The sequence below is a fragment of the Paenibacillus sp. NPDC058898 genome (assembly GCF_049316025.1).
Classification (GTDB): domain Bacteria; phylum Bacillota; class Bacilli; order Paenibacillales; family Paenibacillaceae; genus Paenibacillus_AQ.
In genome coordinates this window covers 44847-60071 of sequence record NZ_JBMOSM010000018.1, presented here as the reverse complement: position 1 = coordinate 60071, position 15225 = coordinate 44847, and the positions used below count along the sequence as shown (strand labels likewise).

At 46.7% G+C, this 15225-nt stretch carries 18 protein-coding genes; 14 read left to right on the top strand and 4 right to left on the bottom strand.

All coding sequences use genetic code 11. The annotated features are described in order from the left end of the window. Window positions 1-301: 301 nt before the first annotated feature. From ACOZB4_RS30175 to ACOZB4_RS30110, 14 genes are all read left to right on the top strand, one after another. Window positions 302-868: an RNA polymerase sigma factor gene (locus ACOZB4_RS30175; protein WP_379414476.1), complete on the top strand. Its 567-nt coding sequence runs from the start codon at window positions 302-304 to the stop codon at window positions 866-868. Beyond that, window positions 849-2555 (top strand): DUF4179 domain-containing protein, encoded by a 1707-nt coding sequence (locus ACOZB4_RS30170; RefSeq protein WP_379414477.1) that lies wholly within the window; start codon window positions 849-851, stop codon window positions 2553-2555. Before ACOZB4_RS30175 ends, ACOZB4_RS30170 begins: the two co-directional genes overlap by 20 nt. 352 nt (window positions 2556-2907) lie before the next feature. Beyond that, window positions 2908-3672, top strand: coding sequence for a hypothetical protein (locus ACOZB4_RS30165; protein WP_379414478.1), 765 nt, complete (start codon window positions 2908-2910; stop codon window positions 3670-3672). Window positions 3673-4085: 413 nt separating this feature from the next. Continuing rightward, the gene (locus tag ACOZB4_RS30160) at window positions 4086-4847 is read left to right on the top strand and encodes a DUF4367 domain-containing protein (RefSeq protein WP_379414479.1); all 762 of its coding nucleotides are present in this window, start codon (window positions 4086-4088) and stop codon (window positions 4845-4847) included. Between the two features lie 843 nt (window positions 4848-5690). Next, window positions 5691-6797: a VanZ family protein gene (locus tag ACOZB4_RS30155; protein WP_379414480.1), complete on the top strand. Its 1107-nt coding sequence runs from the start codon at window positions 5691-5693 to the stop codon at window positions 6795-6797. Beyond that, window positions 6797-7519: a hypothetical protein gene (locus tag ACOZB4_RS30150; RefSeq protein ID WP_379414481.1), complete on the top strand. Its 723-nt coding sequence runs from the start codon at window positions 6797-6799 to the stop codon at window positions 7517-7519. Before ACOZB4_RS30155 ends, ACOZB4_RS30150 begins: the two co-directional genes overlap by 1 nt. A 75-nt stretch (window positions 7520-7594) precedes the next feature. Further along, entirely contained in the window at window positions 7595-8041 is a 447-nt protein-coding gene (locus tag ACOZB4_RS30145; protein WP_379414482.1) for a hypothetical protein, read from the top strand. Between the two features lie 186 nt (window positions 8042-8227). Continuing rightward, window positions 8228-8689: an NUDIX domain-containing protein gene (locus ACOZB4_RS30140; RefSeq protein ID WP_379414483.1), complete on the top strand. Its 462-nt coding sequence runs from the start codon at window positions 8228-8230 to the stop codon at window positions 8687-8689. Between the two features lie 66 nt (window positions 8690-8755). Next, a complete protein-coding gene (locus tag ACOZB4_RS30135) occupies window positions 8756-8959 on the top strand; it encodes a DUF4177 domain-containing protein (RefSeq protein WP_006207549.1) in 204 nt (67 codons plus the stop codon). A 26-nt stretch (window positions 8960-8985) separates the two neighbouring features. Next, entirely contained in the window at window positions 8986-9735 is a 750-nt protein-coding gene (locus ACOZB4_RS30130; RefSeq protein WP_379414484.1) for a DUF3891 family protein, read from the top strand. A 108-nt stretch (window positions 9736-9843) separates the two neighbouring features. Continuing rightward, window positions 9844-10020, top strand: a complete 177-nt coding sequence (locus ACOZB4_RS30125; RefSeq protein ID WP_379414485.1) for a hypothetical protein — start codon at window positions 9844-9846, stop codon at window positions 10018-10020. A gap of 63 nt (window positions 10021-10083) precedes the next feature. Then, entirely contained in the window at window positions 10084-10893 is an 810-nt protein-coding gene (locus ACOZB4_RS30120; protein ID WP_076326167.1) for a DUF368 domain-containing protein, read from the top strand. Between the two features lie 269 nt (window positions 10894-11162). Continuing rightward, entirely contained in the window at window positions 11163-11357 is a 195-nt protein-coding gene (locus tag ACOZB4_RS30115) for a hypothetical protein (RefSeq protein WP_379414486.1), read from the top strand. 260 nt (window positions 11358-11617) lie between these two features. Continuing rightward, window positions 11618-12613, top strand: a complete 996-nt coding sequence (locus tag ACOZB4_RS30110) for a serine hydrolase domain-containing protein (RefSeq protein ID WP_379414514.1) — start codon at window positions 11618-11620, stop codon at window positions 12611-12613. An 88-nt stretch (window positions 12614-12701) separates the two neighbouring features. On the opposite strand, the gene ACOZB4_RS30105 is transcribed toward ACOZB4_RS30110, so the two are convergent. From ACOZB4_RS30105 to ACOZB4_RS30090, 4 genes are read right to left on the bottom strand one after another with little or no spacing between them, the layout of a single operon-like run. Next, window positions 12702-13154, bottom strand: coding sequence for a hypothetical protein (locus tag ACOZB4_RS30105; protein WP_076326170.1), 453 nt, complete (start codon window positions 13152-13154; stop codon window positions 12702-12704). A gap of 59 nt (window positions 13155-13213) precedes the next feature. Then, a complete protein-coding gene (locus tag ACOZB4_RS30100; RefSeq protein ID WP_379414487.1) occupies window positions 13214-13903 on the bottom strand; it encodes a hypothetical protein in 690 nt (229 codons plus the stop codon). Next, entirely contained in the window at window positions 13896-14774 is an 879-nt protein-coding gene (locus ACOZB4_RS30095) for an ATP-binding cassette domain-containing protein (protein ID WP_076326171.1), read from the bottom strand. The genes ACOZB4_RS30100 and ACOZB4_RS30095 overlap by 8 nt, the downstream gene beginning before the upstream one ends. 12 nt (window positions 14775-14786) lie before the next feature. Further along, on the bottom strand, window positions 14787-15149 hold the full coding sequence (locus tag ACOZB4_RS30090) for a GntR family transcriptional regulator (protein WP_076326172.1): 363 nt from the start codon (window positions 15147-15149) through the stop codon (window positions 14787-14789). Window positions 15150-15225 lie beyond the last annotated feature (76 nt).

The following is a 15225-nucleotide window of genomic DNA, read 5'->3' as shown; positions in this document are numbered from 1 at the left end:
ATCTGCTGGCAGAGGTTTTTTGTGTATCTGACGAACGGGACGAGGCAGCTATGTACAAAGACATTCCACCTATCATTGAAGGGAAACAAAGAAATGGACTACAGGAGAGTGGCATTCAACGTCCTAGGAAAATCGATCCGATTATCGATTGAAGTAGAGAATTCAACGGAGATTCCGAAGTTTTGGCAAGAGCTATTTAATATGAGGATTTTGCAAAATCCTGAATATAGGAAAATGAACCTTTTTTCTCTCGGTGTTGTTAACATAATATAGTAGAGCACAAGAAAGGTGGGGAGCCTACTTGACGGACAGGGAGTTTTTTGAACGGTACAACAAAGACGTGCACAGGACCTGTTACTATATGCTGCGCAATGCGTCGGATGCCGAGGATGTATGTCAAGAAGTATTTATGAAGGCGTTAGCCTCCGGCTGGGAGCAGGTTGAGTATCACAAAACATGGCTGATGCGCATTACCGTCAATCATTGTTTGAACCATCTGCGAGCAAGCAAGGCGAGACGCATGAGAGAGAATTTGATTCATATATTCCAGCGGGAAAAGGCTGCGCCGTCTTCGTTAGCCCTTGTAGAGCAGCAGGAGACGAAGGATGAGTGGAAGAGCCGCATGGACCGGCTGCCGGATAAAATTAAAATTGTTGTTATGCTCCGCTTTACCAATGATCTGCCCTTGGCAGATATCGCAGAGGTACTGGATATCCCGCTTGGGACGGTGAAGTCCCGCTTGAATAGAGGGCTAAAGCTGATGAAGGCCATGATGCACGAGCTCGATGAAGAAGATCTTCCGCAAGGGCAGATTGCCAAAACTATCAGAGGGAAGGATGGTGCGGAGTATGAGCAAGCAGGCACCTGAGGAGAAAGTTCTTGCACAGCAACTGGGCGGTGAAGGTAACCACACCTACCCGGACTTTGACGAGATGTGGCTTAAAATTGAGGCTGGTAGGCAACAGGAACAAGCGCCTACAGTGGTTAAACGGGCAAAGCGCACTGGATCTTTGCATGGGCGCCGCCTTGCTTTTTTGTCGTCGATTGCTTTTGTTATTATTGCGACCCCGGTGCTTGCTTCTATGTCCGAAAAATGGGATTTTACGTTTCGGCCGGGATTGAAAGCGGCGCTTGATCAAGGATTCGGACAAACGCTTAACAAGAGCGTTACCGCAAGCGGCGTTACCTTTACTATTGATTCAGCGATGTCCGATGACAACGGGACCACGCTGCTGTACAGTTTTGATCCGAAAGACAAACAGGCACGGAAGTGGGGATTTTCCGAAGTAGAGCTGCGCAAAGCGGATGGAGAGAAAATCACGCAGGTCAAGGGCGGCCGAGAGATGGAGATGTACTGGAAAAACGGATACTACTCGCATAGATGGGACACGGAGAATAAGCAATATAACGGTTTTTTCGAAACGGCTTGGACATTTTCCGGCGTAGAGACGGATGTGCAATTGATTGTACGGGGGCTGCAGGAGTACCGTGACAAACGGGTTCCGCTTAACCTGGACCCTTCTCGAAACGGCATCCAGACCTTCCCGATTAAAAAAGACGGGATCGACGCCTTGAACATTGAGGTGGTGAATCAAGGGGCGGAGGGGGTACAGATCAAGTCATCTCTTAGATATATGAATAAGCAAGCTGCGGATACGGCCTCGCCGCGAATCCAGTTAATGAAAGACGGTAAACTGGTGAAATCGGAGAGGCTGGGCGCGGCTTGGCCGGACGCGGATGGAGTTTATGGATCGAGGGATTATTATCGTTGGGAAGATATTAACCAGAAAGGCATCACATTCGATTTGGTTTATCTCGTGGAGGGGCAAAAAATAGAGGGAGAGTGGAATGTCGGCACTTTAAACCTGAACAAAGAGAAGTCTTTGAATGCCTCGGCTACGCGAGAACTGAATATTCCTTTTGAAACGTCGTTTGGAACTTCCACGATTCGCAAGCTGATTATTAGGCCGACAGGTATCCGGATTGAGATCGAGACCCAGAAGGCGCATCAATACCCAATCTACAAAAACACCTTTTTGTCCATCAACGGCCGGAAGCTCGAAGGATACATGACATTAGGAAACGGGGGCGGGGATGAACTTAAACCTGACATGAAGACGTTACGGTTTGATGTTCCGCCGGATCTTCAAATTACTCCTGATACGCCGATGGAACTGATGCTGCAAAATGAGAATGAGTCGAAGTTAGATTACGCGCAGCCGGTTATGCTTAAGAATATATCTGGTGAAAAACAAACTGTCACCACGGACGTTGAAGGTTATCCCGTTAAGTGGACTTATTACAAAGCAAACGGAAAGCTCTATGTGGAAACGGGCAGCACGAGTGAACGATTCGGAGGTGTTGATCAAACATATTATGAACAGGAGGGTGAACAAATCCTCTCCAGAATTGTCTATATCGAGGGAAGCACTCCATGGGTCTCCAACGAGCGTGCTCATGTCTTCCCGGGGTTTGACGGAACTGAACTTGATCTTTATATCAAGGTTTATCATATCTGGCATCCAGACCGAAATCCTACATTTAAGCTGCAATAACATGAATGGTTATCTTGCGTAAGTGAATTTTGCGGATAGCATGGGGAAAACTCAAGGTTTTTACGATTTACTTGGCGGGAAGCTCCTTTAACTAACAGCACAAGACAGCAAGCTGGCTTCGTTCTTTCATCGGCGTCGGCTTGTTTGGCGTTCTCCGTGTTTGCTTTTTTAGATGGGGACGAAACAGCCTGAATAGTCGGGAATTCTATAAAAAAGGTCGTAAGACCATGCTGCCGCCATCATTAGGACCTCTGCAGTGCCAGCTATTGCATTTCTTTTGAAAATAAGTGAACCAAATTTTCCTGGGCTGTGTTTATATCACAGACAGGTGTAAAGGAGAGGGGAAATACATATGAACAAAGCAATGAAAGCGACGGTTGTCGCAGCAGGGATCGCGATGTTGTTTGGATCAGTAAATATGACGGAAGCATCCGCAAGCAAGGCGGCCAATAAATCGTCACAGACGGTGATAAAGTCGTCGGCTGCTGATAAAAAGGCTGTTGAAGCCGCCAAAGCGGTACTTTCCAAGAAGCTCGCACAAAAAAATCAGGGAGATTTATATATTTTGTACGTACGGGATAAGGCGCTGAATGGTGGCGCTGAATTTATGAATTACATGAACATGTTCCGGTTCAAAACATATGAGGAATATCTAAACCAAGCAGCCAAGCTAAAAGGACCAACGCTAACAAAGCCGGAGGCCCTGCCTGAAGGCTATAAATTTGTGAAAGGAAACATTCAGCCTCCACTTATTAAGTATCTCACACAGTATCAAAAAGAAGTCAAGGCTGAGGCTGCAGCACAAGGAAAAGGCGTTCATTATAAAAAGTTTGTTTGGAAGGAAATGGGCGAAATTAATCTGATATTTGCAAACGGAAAGGACAATTTGCAAATGCAAGTAGCCTACTATGTGGGCAAAGATAAGGGTAACAGCGGATATAGTTACCATACGGCAGATGAATTCGATGCAGAGATAGCAAAGAAACATCCCGACTTTGTCAGAAACACGCTGAGTTGGTCAGATCAAAATTACATTTACAATATTACAACTAATCCGGGTAACCCGCTTACTAAAGAGGAATTGATCAAACTCTCAGAAACAGCAGTAAAGAAGTAAAATATCTTATTTATAGCTTGTCGTAGGGACAAGCGGGAGACTTGTAACCACAGATTACACAGCGGTATATAGAAAGGGCATGAAGGGACGCCGGTCGGATTCAATGATGAGTCTGGCCGGTTTTTTAATGTTATGAATGTATGAATTTTATGGAAAGCTTAAGTACTCTATAATCGCAAGGAAAACATCTGCTAAATGTGGCCCTCGCTACGAGAATAGATGATGCCGTTTCCCGGGCAGCTCACTTATAGGTGTTTCATAACTTATTTTTTTACTGGAATTGCCCAAAAAGAGTGAACCTAATTTTCCCGGGTTGTGTTTATATCATAGAAGCTGGCACAAAGGGATCCCAAATGATACGCCTAGCCTTCACACATCACTTAAGTATAAGAAAAGAGAGGAGAAATATACACATGAAATATCCAATTAAGGCGGCGGTTGTCGCAACAGGAATCGCGATGCTGTTTGGAACCGCAAATATGACGGAGGCAGCAACGGTCAATAATTCCGCACAGGCGGTCACAGCGAAAGCTCCGGCTGTTGCTGATCATAAGGCTGTCGAAGCCGCAAAGAAAGAACTCAGCCAAAAACTGCAGCAGAAAAATACAGGAGATATGTATCTCTTGTACGTAAGCGATAAAAATCTCAACGGCGGCTCTGAATTCTTGTATTACCTGGATATGTTACATTTCACAAACTATGAGAATTACCTGAACCAGGCAACCAAACTGCAGGGTCCTGTGCTTCAAAAGCCGGAAGGTCTGCCTGAAGGATATAAATTTGTGAAAGGAAACATTCAACCTCCGATTGCCAAGAATCGCGCGGAGTATCAAAAAGAAGTGAAAGCTGAAGCTGAGGCCCAAGGAAAAGGCGTTTATTACAAAAAGTTTGACTGGAAGGAAATAGGCGAAATTAATCTGACATTTGCAAATGGAAAAGACAATTTGCAAATGCAAGTATCCCACAAGATTGACAAGGATAAGTCAAGTGGCGAATACCGGTACTACACATCGGACGATTATGATGCCGAGACAGCCAAGAAGCATCCTGAATGGGTCAGAAATGTACTGAGTTGGTCAGATGAGGATCATGTATACAACATCACAACCAATCCGGGCAGCCCGCTCACCAAGGAAGACTTGATCAAGTTTGCAGAGACGGCTGTTAAGAAGTAAGGCGGATTACGCTTTATCTGCAATGATCGGATGTAGAAAGCCGGCGAAGTAAGGATAATGCAGGCATACTTAGCAGGGTTCTGAAGAAGCCGGTCAGATTAAATCTGGATCTGGCCGGCTTTTCGCATGGGCATATCACGAGACAGTTGGCAGTGCCCAAGTAGACAGATAAAAAAGAGACATCTTCTCCCTGAATTCTACCGGGGAACGGTCGTTTAGTATTTTCTGAAAGTGCCCAAGGGTGAGTGGAGCCTGTCAGTTTGATTGTTGCAATCCTTGGGGGGTAAGCCATAGCCGAGCGTACATGCAAAGAGCAAGAGAGTACGGTTTCCTTTTAGGACCGTGCACGCTTGCTCTTTTTCTTTTAGTACTCATTTCCTTACGGTTCAAGTAGGGTTGGTCTGATATCCTAGGGGTCAATCTTCCTTCAGCTGCAGTGGCAGATGATGATTGGCGAATACTTCGAAGGGCATCTGGAAGCGGGATACCTATTATGACCGGGATTTTGCCAAGGATGGGGAGATCACCGATTTACTCGAAATTATCCACGATTTAAAAAGTTGAAAAACCATTCTCTGTGCATCCTCGTTATTATGATATGAGCCTAATCGGGATAACCATTCAATCCAATGCGTCTTGCATATGGTGATCCTGCCCACACTGCTGGTGTGGGTTATTCGGTTTTCGGTTTTGGAGTATAGCTATAACCCCCAGGTTAACAGCAGGGCCGATTATGACGCGGGGGTGCCTTTTTTAAACGCATTTTAAACGAAGGAATCCCCGTCATTTAAACTTGATCCTGTAACCTATAAGTAGAACATCACAGAGGGAGTGAACGAAAGCATGCTGGAAGCCTACCTGTTTCCAATATCTTATGCATTTTTAACCTTTCCCATAGCGGCTTTGCTGTGCGCAGTTCCCTTTCTGATTGTGCAGTATCGCAAATATGGTTATTTTAATAAATTCCGGGGATTTCTGCTGTATTTATTTCTGCTCTACATGATGAACGCAGTGTATCTGGTGCTCCTTCCTTTGCCTGCCTCGCGGCATAATGCTCCAATGAATGTCGCCTCGGTCATGCAGTGGATTCCTCTGAACTTTATCCAAGACATATTGAAGGAGACCAAGGTGGTATGGGGCGAGCCTTCGACTTACATGCATCTATTCAAGGAAAGAGCCTTCTTGCAGGTCGTATTTAACGTATTTCTCGTGGTTCCGTTCGGCATGTTCCTGCGTTATTATGCTCGGGCATCTTGGGTTACGTGTTTGGTGGCCTCATTCGGATTATCGCTGTTCTTTGAGGTGACCCAGGTGACCGGTATTTACGGCATCTATGATCACCCTTACCGGTTGTTTGATGTGGATGATCTGCTGTTGAATACCATGGGTGGAATGATCGGATTCGTGCTCGCGGATTGGATGAAAAATCACCTGCCTCGCCTCGATCGGCTGGATGAGAAGGTGGATCTATCGCAGAAACGGGTCAGTTATACGCGCCGGGCGATCGCTTTCGGTATTGATGCAGGGGTCGTGCTGCCGATGATTGGCGTGTTGACGGTGCTGAATGTGAAGGGTGCGTATTTTATTGTCGTGATTTTATATCATATCGTGCTGCCGTATATGATGCAGGGACAGACGCTGGGCAAGTGGATTGTCCGGGTCCAGATTCGTGGAGCAGAGGAACATCTGAAGTTGAAGGAAGTAATCATCCGTAACGGACTGCTATATGTGGTCTGGGGTGGATTCCATGCCTTGCTTGTTCCCGTTAATGTTTTGGGTTCGCAAATCCTGGCTGCCATGTATGCGCTGGGGGTATTGCTTCTGGATGGTGTTGTGTTTATCCATGTGCTGTTATGTCTCATCCATCGCGATCGAGTGCTGCTGCATGAAGCCAAGAGCGGAACGAGGCTGGCTATCGTAGAGAATAAACCATTAAATAAGACTGATTAATGTTGGTTACCACAGGGTTTATTATTTGTTATAATGTGGAAAACGGGTTCGTCGAGGGGGAGATACAACTGAAAGGCAAAATCCTCTCCATTTCCGCAATCATCGTAGGGTTGCTGTTTATTTCCAACCAACATCTGGGCTATTCATTCGGAGATGATCTGTTCCGCTGGGCAGGGATCTCGCCATGGACTCAGGAAGGTAATTATGGTCTTCATTTGCCTGTTATAGCAGGCCTTATTTTGTTGGTAGCTGGCATCCTATGGGTGGCACGAATTTATCGTTCACATTATCCGAAGATTATGAGCCGATTATTGATCGGCTGTATCGCATGGATCGTTATTTTTCCATTCCTATCAGAGTTTGTTATGTATGTGGTGAATTACAATTCGAGTGGAATATCTACCGTGTCCTATTCCAGGAAAGACAGCAAGTGTGATTATCGCACAGAGAATGATGCTATTCGGGCACACTGCCAGTTTCATATTTACAGCTATGGTAACGAGCAGCAGGTTATGGTACGACCGTTAAGCGTTGATATTGGCGGGAGGATGGTTGACTTCGAGTCTAAGGTGGTTACGGTTCGGCCACGAGGTCGGATACAGATTAGCGAAACCTTTGAGGGTTTCTTGGAACAGCCTGACCCTTCCTACAGTATGTCGGGGGGAACCAACGAGCCGGGCATCGAGCTGATCGTGGATGGCAGAAGCAAACAGGTCAAATAGCCATCCGGTTCTTCAGAATAATGACTCTGAATTGTGGGGTGAACCATGGTCGATATTCATCGTGCGGGTCGGCTTATGCAAATACCGCTGTTAACGTTGCTGTTGCTGGTGATGTGTTCATCGCCAGCTGCGGTTGCTTCCTGGGCATATCCATTTGTCGTGAACGACGGGAAGGTTTTTGTCGTGTCAGAGGACCGCGTGGATGAGTCCACGCTTGGAGACGTGGTGGGGAAGGTCACCTACCATACGGATCAGGAAGGGACCTACGGCGGCAACTTCTCTAATATTTACCCAAAGGGAACGAAATACTATGCCATCCAAGGAATCGCTCCTGAATCCGCCATCGCGGTTGAGACGCAGGAAGGTTATGTCATGGCTCGTTATGAGGGTGAGTATGGCGGATCCCGTGTTCCGTGGGAAGTCATCAAGAATTGGATTGCGGCGGGGCTGATCCTGCTAGTCGTTGTGTGGGTGGCGGCCGTTGTTCGAAAGAAGCGGGCAAGTGGCTCATATAGGCGCTAGCTGCTTCGGGAGCTAAGCAGACTTATTCACGGTGTGCAATAACAGCCGGTATTCTATGAGCATGCTCATTGGACACCGGCTTGTTATATTCATGTATCATTGCGGATTGCAGGTTGACCTATGGAGGATTTATATTTGCTACAATAGAAAATAGAACTAGAAACCGATACGATAAGGAGACAGCTCATGAAACCGATACGAAACTCGGCCAAGGCCGTTATTATGCGGAATCATCAAATTCTTCTAACGAAAAACGTAGACCATTTGGGGGATTTCTATCTGTTCCCTGGCGGTGGACAAGAAAAGGGGGAAACCTTGGTGCAGGCGGTGATCAGAGAGTGCCAGGAAGAAATCGGGCGTAAGGTGGAAGTTCGTGATCTCCTGCATGTCCGTGAATACATAGGGTCCAATCATGAATTTGCGGAATGGGATTCCGATGTGCACCAAGTGGAGTTTTATTTTGAGTGCAGCTTGGCGGATGCAGGGGATAGCTTTCTTGGCCATAATCCGGATGAATACCAGGTGGGTGTGGAATGGATCGATCTGCCTTCATTGGATGAGATTCGAGTATACCCTCGATCCCTGGTCAAACCACTCCAGGATAAGGCTGCACGCCCCGTAGTTTGCTATGTTGGCGATACGAACTGATTTTATCTACAGAAAATCTTGAAGTTTGTGGTCAAAAATTCAATGGGATGATGGAGGATGCCGAATATGGATCAATGGGAATACAAAACGCTGAAATACAAAACCGGAGGATTCCTTGGAGGCAAGGTGAACGAAGAGGAATTTGAGGATTTATTAAACAGTTACGGGATTGACGGATGGGAATTGATCTCGTGTTTTGATACGAGTGTGCATCAAGGCCAATCCAGAGACATCATTGCCGTAATGAAGCGCAGAGCTTATCTGGGGTGAGGAATGAATAAAAGGGAGACGATATTATGATCATTCGCGAGACAGAGGATGCTTTTGTGATGACGGCCCAGGACGACCATGGCCGATTCTCGGGCGATGTAGCTCGGGGCTTCCGGCGAGAGCTGTTTATGGATGAGTCTGTATTGAAAGAAGTACTGCTGGCTATAACCGAGCATGACCGCGCTTGGCTTCGGATGGATGACACGCCGATCTGGAATGACGAGAGCCGGACTCCTTACACTTTTATCGATTATCCGGTCCTGCCGAAAATGCTAATGTATACAAAGGGTGTTGATGAGATCGAAGCGATGAGTCCTTATGCAGGGTATCTCTGCAGCCTTCATTTTGCGTCATTTATGAAAGAGGCGACAGAAGCGCCGCTGGTGGAATTCTACCATGAGGAGTTGGCTCGGCAAAAACGACTAAGTGATCAGTTTCAATTTCCCGATGAAGATGTCGTTAACAGACAGTTTGGCCTGCTGCAGCTGTGCGATGATATCTCACTCTATGTAAACATGAATGCACCTGGTGTTTCCAAGGATCAGGAGCATCCTTGGTTCAAAGAGGGCTTCGATATGTCGATCGATGGGGAAAGGGTCATAGCGGCCTGGGCAAGCGAGCATGAGATTCGATTGCGACCGTTTCTGTTCGACCAGGCATGGTCGGCTTCGGTGAAGTGGAAATATGTACTGAAGGCGAAGATTGATGAACTGGGAGTGGCCAAGGCATTTGATGGTGCGGCGTGGACGGAGCAGACGGTTACTTTTGTACCGTAAGTTCATTCATATAAACGATCATACTTCATCAGCAAAAATATGATATGATCACCACAGTAGGCTGTAGACTGGATAGATTTGATTCTGTAGGAATGTAGAGGATGAACAATGAAGAAAAAGGAATTTTTGATCGTTGCGATGCTTAATTTTTTGGCTGCGATAGCGTTCTTGGTGGTCGTTTTCATTACGGATCGAAGCTCTTGGCAATGGGGATTTGGGATCGTTTCACTGTTGTTTGCGATTGGTGGAGTAGGGAATTTGGTATTGCATGCCAAGAACAAGTAAAACCTCCTTCGCAGGGCTATCATGATAAGATTCACTTTGTAAGGTAGGAGGATTATGATTTTGATGGAATGGAAGAACCTTTATCGGGGTGTGCTGATGGGAGTCAGTGACCTAATTCCAGGTATAAGCGGCGGCACTATTGCTGTCGTGCTGGGTATCTATGATCGTTTGCTGGCGGCTATCAGTGGATTTTTCAGCAGGGAATGGAAGAAGCAGCTGGGCTTTTTGATTCCACTTGGCGTTGGAATTGGAGCAGCTCTATTGTTGCTGAGCCGCGTGATTGAATACCTGCTGGCAAGCTACTATGAGCCTACCCAGTTTTTCTTTACAGGATTGATTTTAGGGGTGTTGCCTCTTATTCTGCGTAAAGCGGAGGCGAGAACCAAATTCAAAGCCGTGCATGTGGTCGTGTTGATTGTGGCAGCCGGTTTATTGGCTTCGACGGCCTTTCTCAGAACGGATGCCACATCCGATCCGATAACCGTCCTGACCTGGTCCAACGGGATTGGACTGTTCTTATCCGGCTGGTTGGCCAGCATGGCGATGCTGCTGCCTGGCATTAGCGGGTCGTTTGTACTTCTCCTTCTGGGTGTGTATTCTACTGCCATTTCAGCTCTATCCTCATTAAATTTAGGGATTATAGCTGTCATTGGGGCGGGAGTGGTGATTGGCTTCGTGGTTAGCAGCCGGTTGATTCGGTACCTGCTGGACCGTTTCCCACATATGACGTATGCCGTTATTATTGGATTGATATTAGGATCTATTGTTATCGTGTTTCCGGGTATTCCATCCGGAACGGGTATGATGGCTACCAGTATAGGAACCTTGCTGCTGGGGCTGATCGTAGCGGTGTTCATGGGTAGAAAAGAATAAGAATGAAATATAAAACAGGGAGCCGAGGGCTTCCTGTTTTTAGGTTGCACTGAGCGACTTTGCTCTGAAGGAGCGAAGGGTTGAGATGGCATATGAATGATTTATGCCTTTACTTGTTACCGCATTTATGTGACAATATTCACAAATGGATTAACATTAAAAAAGTATTCATGAATAGGATCCGTGAGGATTCCGTTCATAAGATATGTTAAATGATAAAGCAATGCATAGATGTCGATGTTGTCTTTCCAAGTAAAGGAGCGTTATTCATGAGGAATAATGGGAATTGTGTCAGCTGCGGCGGCGAGGTATACCTTGCCTCTAACAGATGCGCTCAATGCGGAATGCTGCAGACGTCCGGTCCAACCAAGCACACATTCATGCTGCAGGTCGCTTCGATGATTGGTGCAGGGTTGCTTATTTTCGCGGTCCCGGTGGTCCTGCTGCTGATGTGGAGACAATAGGATAGAAGCGAATAAACGTTTTATAATCCCCTTATTTGCAGACTGTGATCGAAGCGTTCATCAAGTGATGAATTCGACATGGTTGGCAGGAAGGGGTTTTTGTGCTTGGAGCAGCGCAAACTTAAATGGAATTCCCTATGGAGCTTTAACCGGCATTCCGGACATAAGAAGGGAATATTTCATTATACTGGTCCTGGACCAAGACCCTCATCCAAAAAGATGTTAAAATATCCCTAACCAGATAAAGGATGGGGTTCTTGATGATACATAAAATGAAGGAATTTGCTGCCAGCATTCGTTTTTCGGGAGCTGTGCTCGTAACAGATGAAAATGACAACGTAGTATGGGATGATGCCTTCGGTTATTCCAACCGGGCCGATCACATCCCGAATCAAACAGACACCAGGTTTGGCATTGCCTCAGGCTGTAAGCTGTTCACCGCTATTGCGGTTTGTCAGCTTATCGAACAGGGCAAGCTGTCGCTGGACAGCAAGCTAAGCGATTGTTTGGATATCCCACTGCCTAATTTTAGCCCGGAGATTACCGTTTTTCATTTGTTGAGCCACAGCTCGGGTATTCCGGATTATTTTGATGAAGAGGTCATGGATGATTTTGAGGATCTGTGGAAAGCGGTTCCCATGTATACACTCCGGAACGGAAGGGATTTCCTTCCTTTGTTTCAGGATGAGCGCATGAAATTTCAGCCCGGTGAAAGATTTCATTACAACAATGCAGGATTTGTGGTGCTTGGTCTGATCGTTGAACAACATGCCGGAATACCGTTTCGCGACTATGTCCAGCAGTTTGTATTTGAGCCGTGCGGCATGCAGGATTCGGGATATTTCCCGCTGGATCGTCTGCCCGCAAATACGGCCTACGGGTATATTGATGAGGAGGACGGCACGTGGAGAACGAACCAGTATGCTATCCCGATTCAAGGTTATGCCGATGGTGGGGCGTATGTGACGGCACCGGACATGATCAAGTTATGGAGATCGCTTATGAACAATACGCTGCTCACCGCATCCATGACGGAGAAGCTGCTGGCTTCACATAACTTGAATTATGGGCTTGGCGTGTGGATTACCAAGAAAAATGAGGATGTGTTTAAATACCATGTCATGGGCTATGATCCGGGTGTGAATTTTCGGTCTGCTTATTACCCGGCCACCGGTCATACCCTTGTAGTGGCTTCCAATGCCGGTGGTGGCGCTTTTGAAATGATGCAGTTTATCGAGGAAGAATGGTTGAAGTGATCATAATCTACATGAAACAGCCCCGGGCCTTAAATAGGCCAGGGGCTGTTGTTCTGTTGATCCCAAATCAAGCGGGTGCTGAGTTGACTTATGATTCAGCTTTGAAGTACCGATTCGCCGCGGGTCTGAACATAAATATCAAGGCCGCAACAACGGCGATCATATGAAGGGTACGGCTGGAGGCAAATAGTATGGAAATATTGTCTGCTTGAGCAAAGGCGTCCCTAAGGGAACCGCCTGTAATGAGCCATTTGATAGGGTCAATGATTAGGGAGAGAGTGCCAAACCCGCCTAAAAACAAAGCCAACGCGATACGCGCCCAATTCTTTCCCCGAAGCATTCTGATCATGATGTAGACAAGGACAGCGAACATCGTCGTTCGTGCGGCGACTTGAATGAGAATACCGACAATTCCAGCACTCGTTAGGCTGGATATCGAATCGATGACAGCCAGGATCATTTCAAATACCCCTGCACCGATAGCAATTATCCATAACAGAAAGGACTGGAACACCTCAAGGGGGGCAGCATCCTTTTTCAAGATCCATCATTCCTTTCGTGCTAGAGTGATCCAATAACGCGTTGTTAGGGGAAACAATATTAAGCGATGGTGCGTCTGGCCGTGAACCACCAGCCTCCTGCAAGCAGAACGAGGGAGATGATCAGCGTGAGGCCGAGTCCTTGCAGCAGCGAATCGTTGAAGAGAAGGGCCAGCAAGCCATCAGCCAGCGTATGCCGGAGTGAAGGAATGGATGTAAAGATAGGGATTGCCGCAATAAATACCACCCAGACCACCCAGCCCATTACATGACGCAGACCGGAAAACAGCAGATTCAGTAATGAAATAAGAAGCAGGTAAACACCGAATTGATAGAAGAACATGCCAACGATGCCAAATTGATTCCATCCAAAGATTTCAAGGATGTTGAAGGTATTCTCATATTGTCGTATAAATCCGTTCTCCACCTGAAGCCAGATGATATTGAGGACAGCAAAGATGGCGGACCATATGGAGTAAACCAGAAGCATACCAATATAATATTCTTTTCGTGTAGCTCCTAAATTCATTACCCGCCGGAACAAGCCTGCCGGGAGCACACTGCCTACAAATATCAGGAACACGGTGAGGATGTTAGCCGCAGACACCTGCGTATTCTCCGAACTGTCTCCTAGAGACAGGCTTATGATCACATTTGCAATCAAACTAATCGCAACGGTGCCGAGCATCACCAAGAGATAAGGTCGAAGCTGAAGAAATGAAGCCCTCATGAGTGCGGTGGTCTTATTCAATGGATTGCCCTCCTTCGATTAAATAGGAGAAAAACTTTTGCAGCGGTAAACCGTCAATAGCAATACCAAGCTTGTTGGCTTGTGAACGGTCTGCCTCATGAATGGCTCCATATATCGCGGTTAAGGAACCTTTACCGTAAGATTCTTTATATATCACGTGACGATCCTTCGTAAATTGTTCGATTTGTTCCTGGTTCCCTGTCAACAGATGAGAATTGGCGCGGATATGGTCAACATCGTCATGCAATAACATAGCGCCGGAATCCATGATATAGACTCTCTCAACGACGGTTGCGATCTCATCAATCAGATGGGTCGAGAGCAGGATGGTCCGGGGATGATTGGCATAATCCTCAACCAGAACGCGATAAAATCTCTCTCGCATGAGCACATCCAATCCCAGCACCGGTTCATCAAATACGGTGATCGGGGCCCGGCTGGCCAGACCGATGATGTTTCCGACCAGGGATTCCATTCCCCGTGAAAGCTGGCGGATTTTTTTGTCCGGGTTTAGCTTGAATGTCTTTAGCAGGCTCTGGGCATAGTCCCAGTCCCAGTTCTCGTGAAAGGCCGATGCCAAGCGCAGCACTTCAATCACCTTGGCACCGCCGAAGAACAAATTTTTCTCTCTTACGTAGCAGATTCCCTTTGGGGTTTCTCCACTCTTAAGCGTTACCCCCGAAACCTGAATACTGCCATAGTCGGGAAAAGATCCGCCGGTCATCATATTAAGCAGTGTGGTCTTTCCGGCGCCATTGCGGCCCAGCAAGCCGTAGATCGTATTCTCTTCCAGTTGGAGCTCCAGATTTCGGACCGCTTCCGTACGCCCGTAACTCTTGCTCAGGTTGGAACAGGTAAGTATTGCGTTCATCCTGCTCATCTCCTATCTCTTTTGTTTGATCATTTCAATAACATCCTCGGTGGTCAATTCAAGCTTTTCTGCCTCATCAAGCAGCTTCAATACGAGTTCGTTGTAAAACCGATCCTGTCGCTTGGTCAATATGATCTGTTTGGCATCTGCAGCAACAAACATGCCCAGCCCCCTTTTCTTGTACAAAATCCCTTCATTGACAAGCAGGGCAATGCCTTTTACAGCTGTTGCGGGATTGACCTGAAAAGTACTCGCGAACTGCGACATTGAGATAATCTGATCATCCGCTTGGTATGTCCCGTTCAATATGTCATCTTCAATCATATCTGCGATTTGCTGAAAAATCGGCTGTCCTTCGTCAAACCTGGAATTCATGATATCACCCTGTCGGTATGTTAGTCTTGTAACATACTATAATGCTAGGTGGGAGGATGTGTCAATCAAAAAGAAA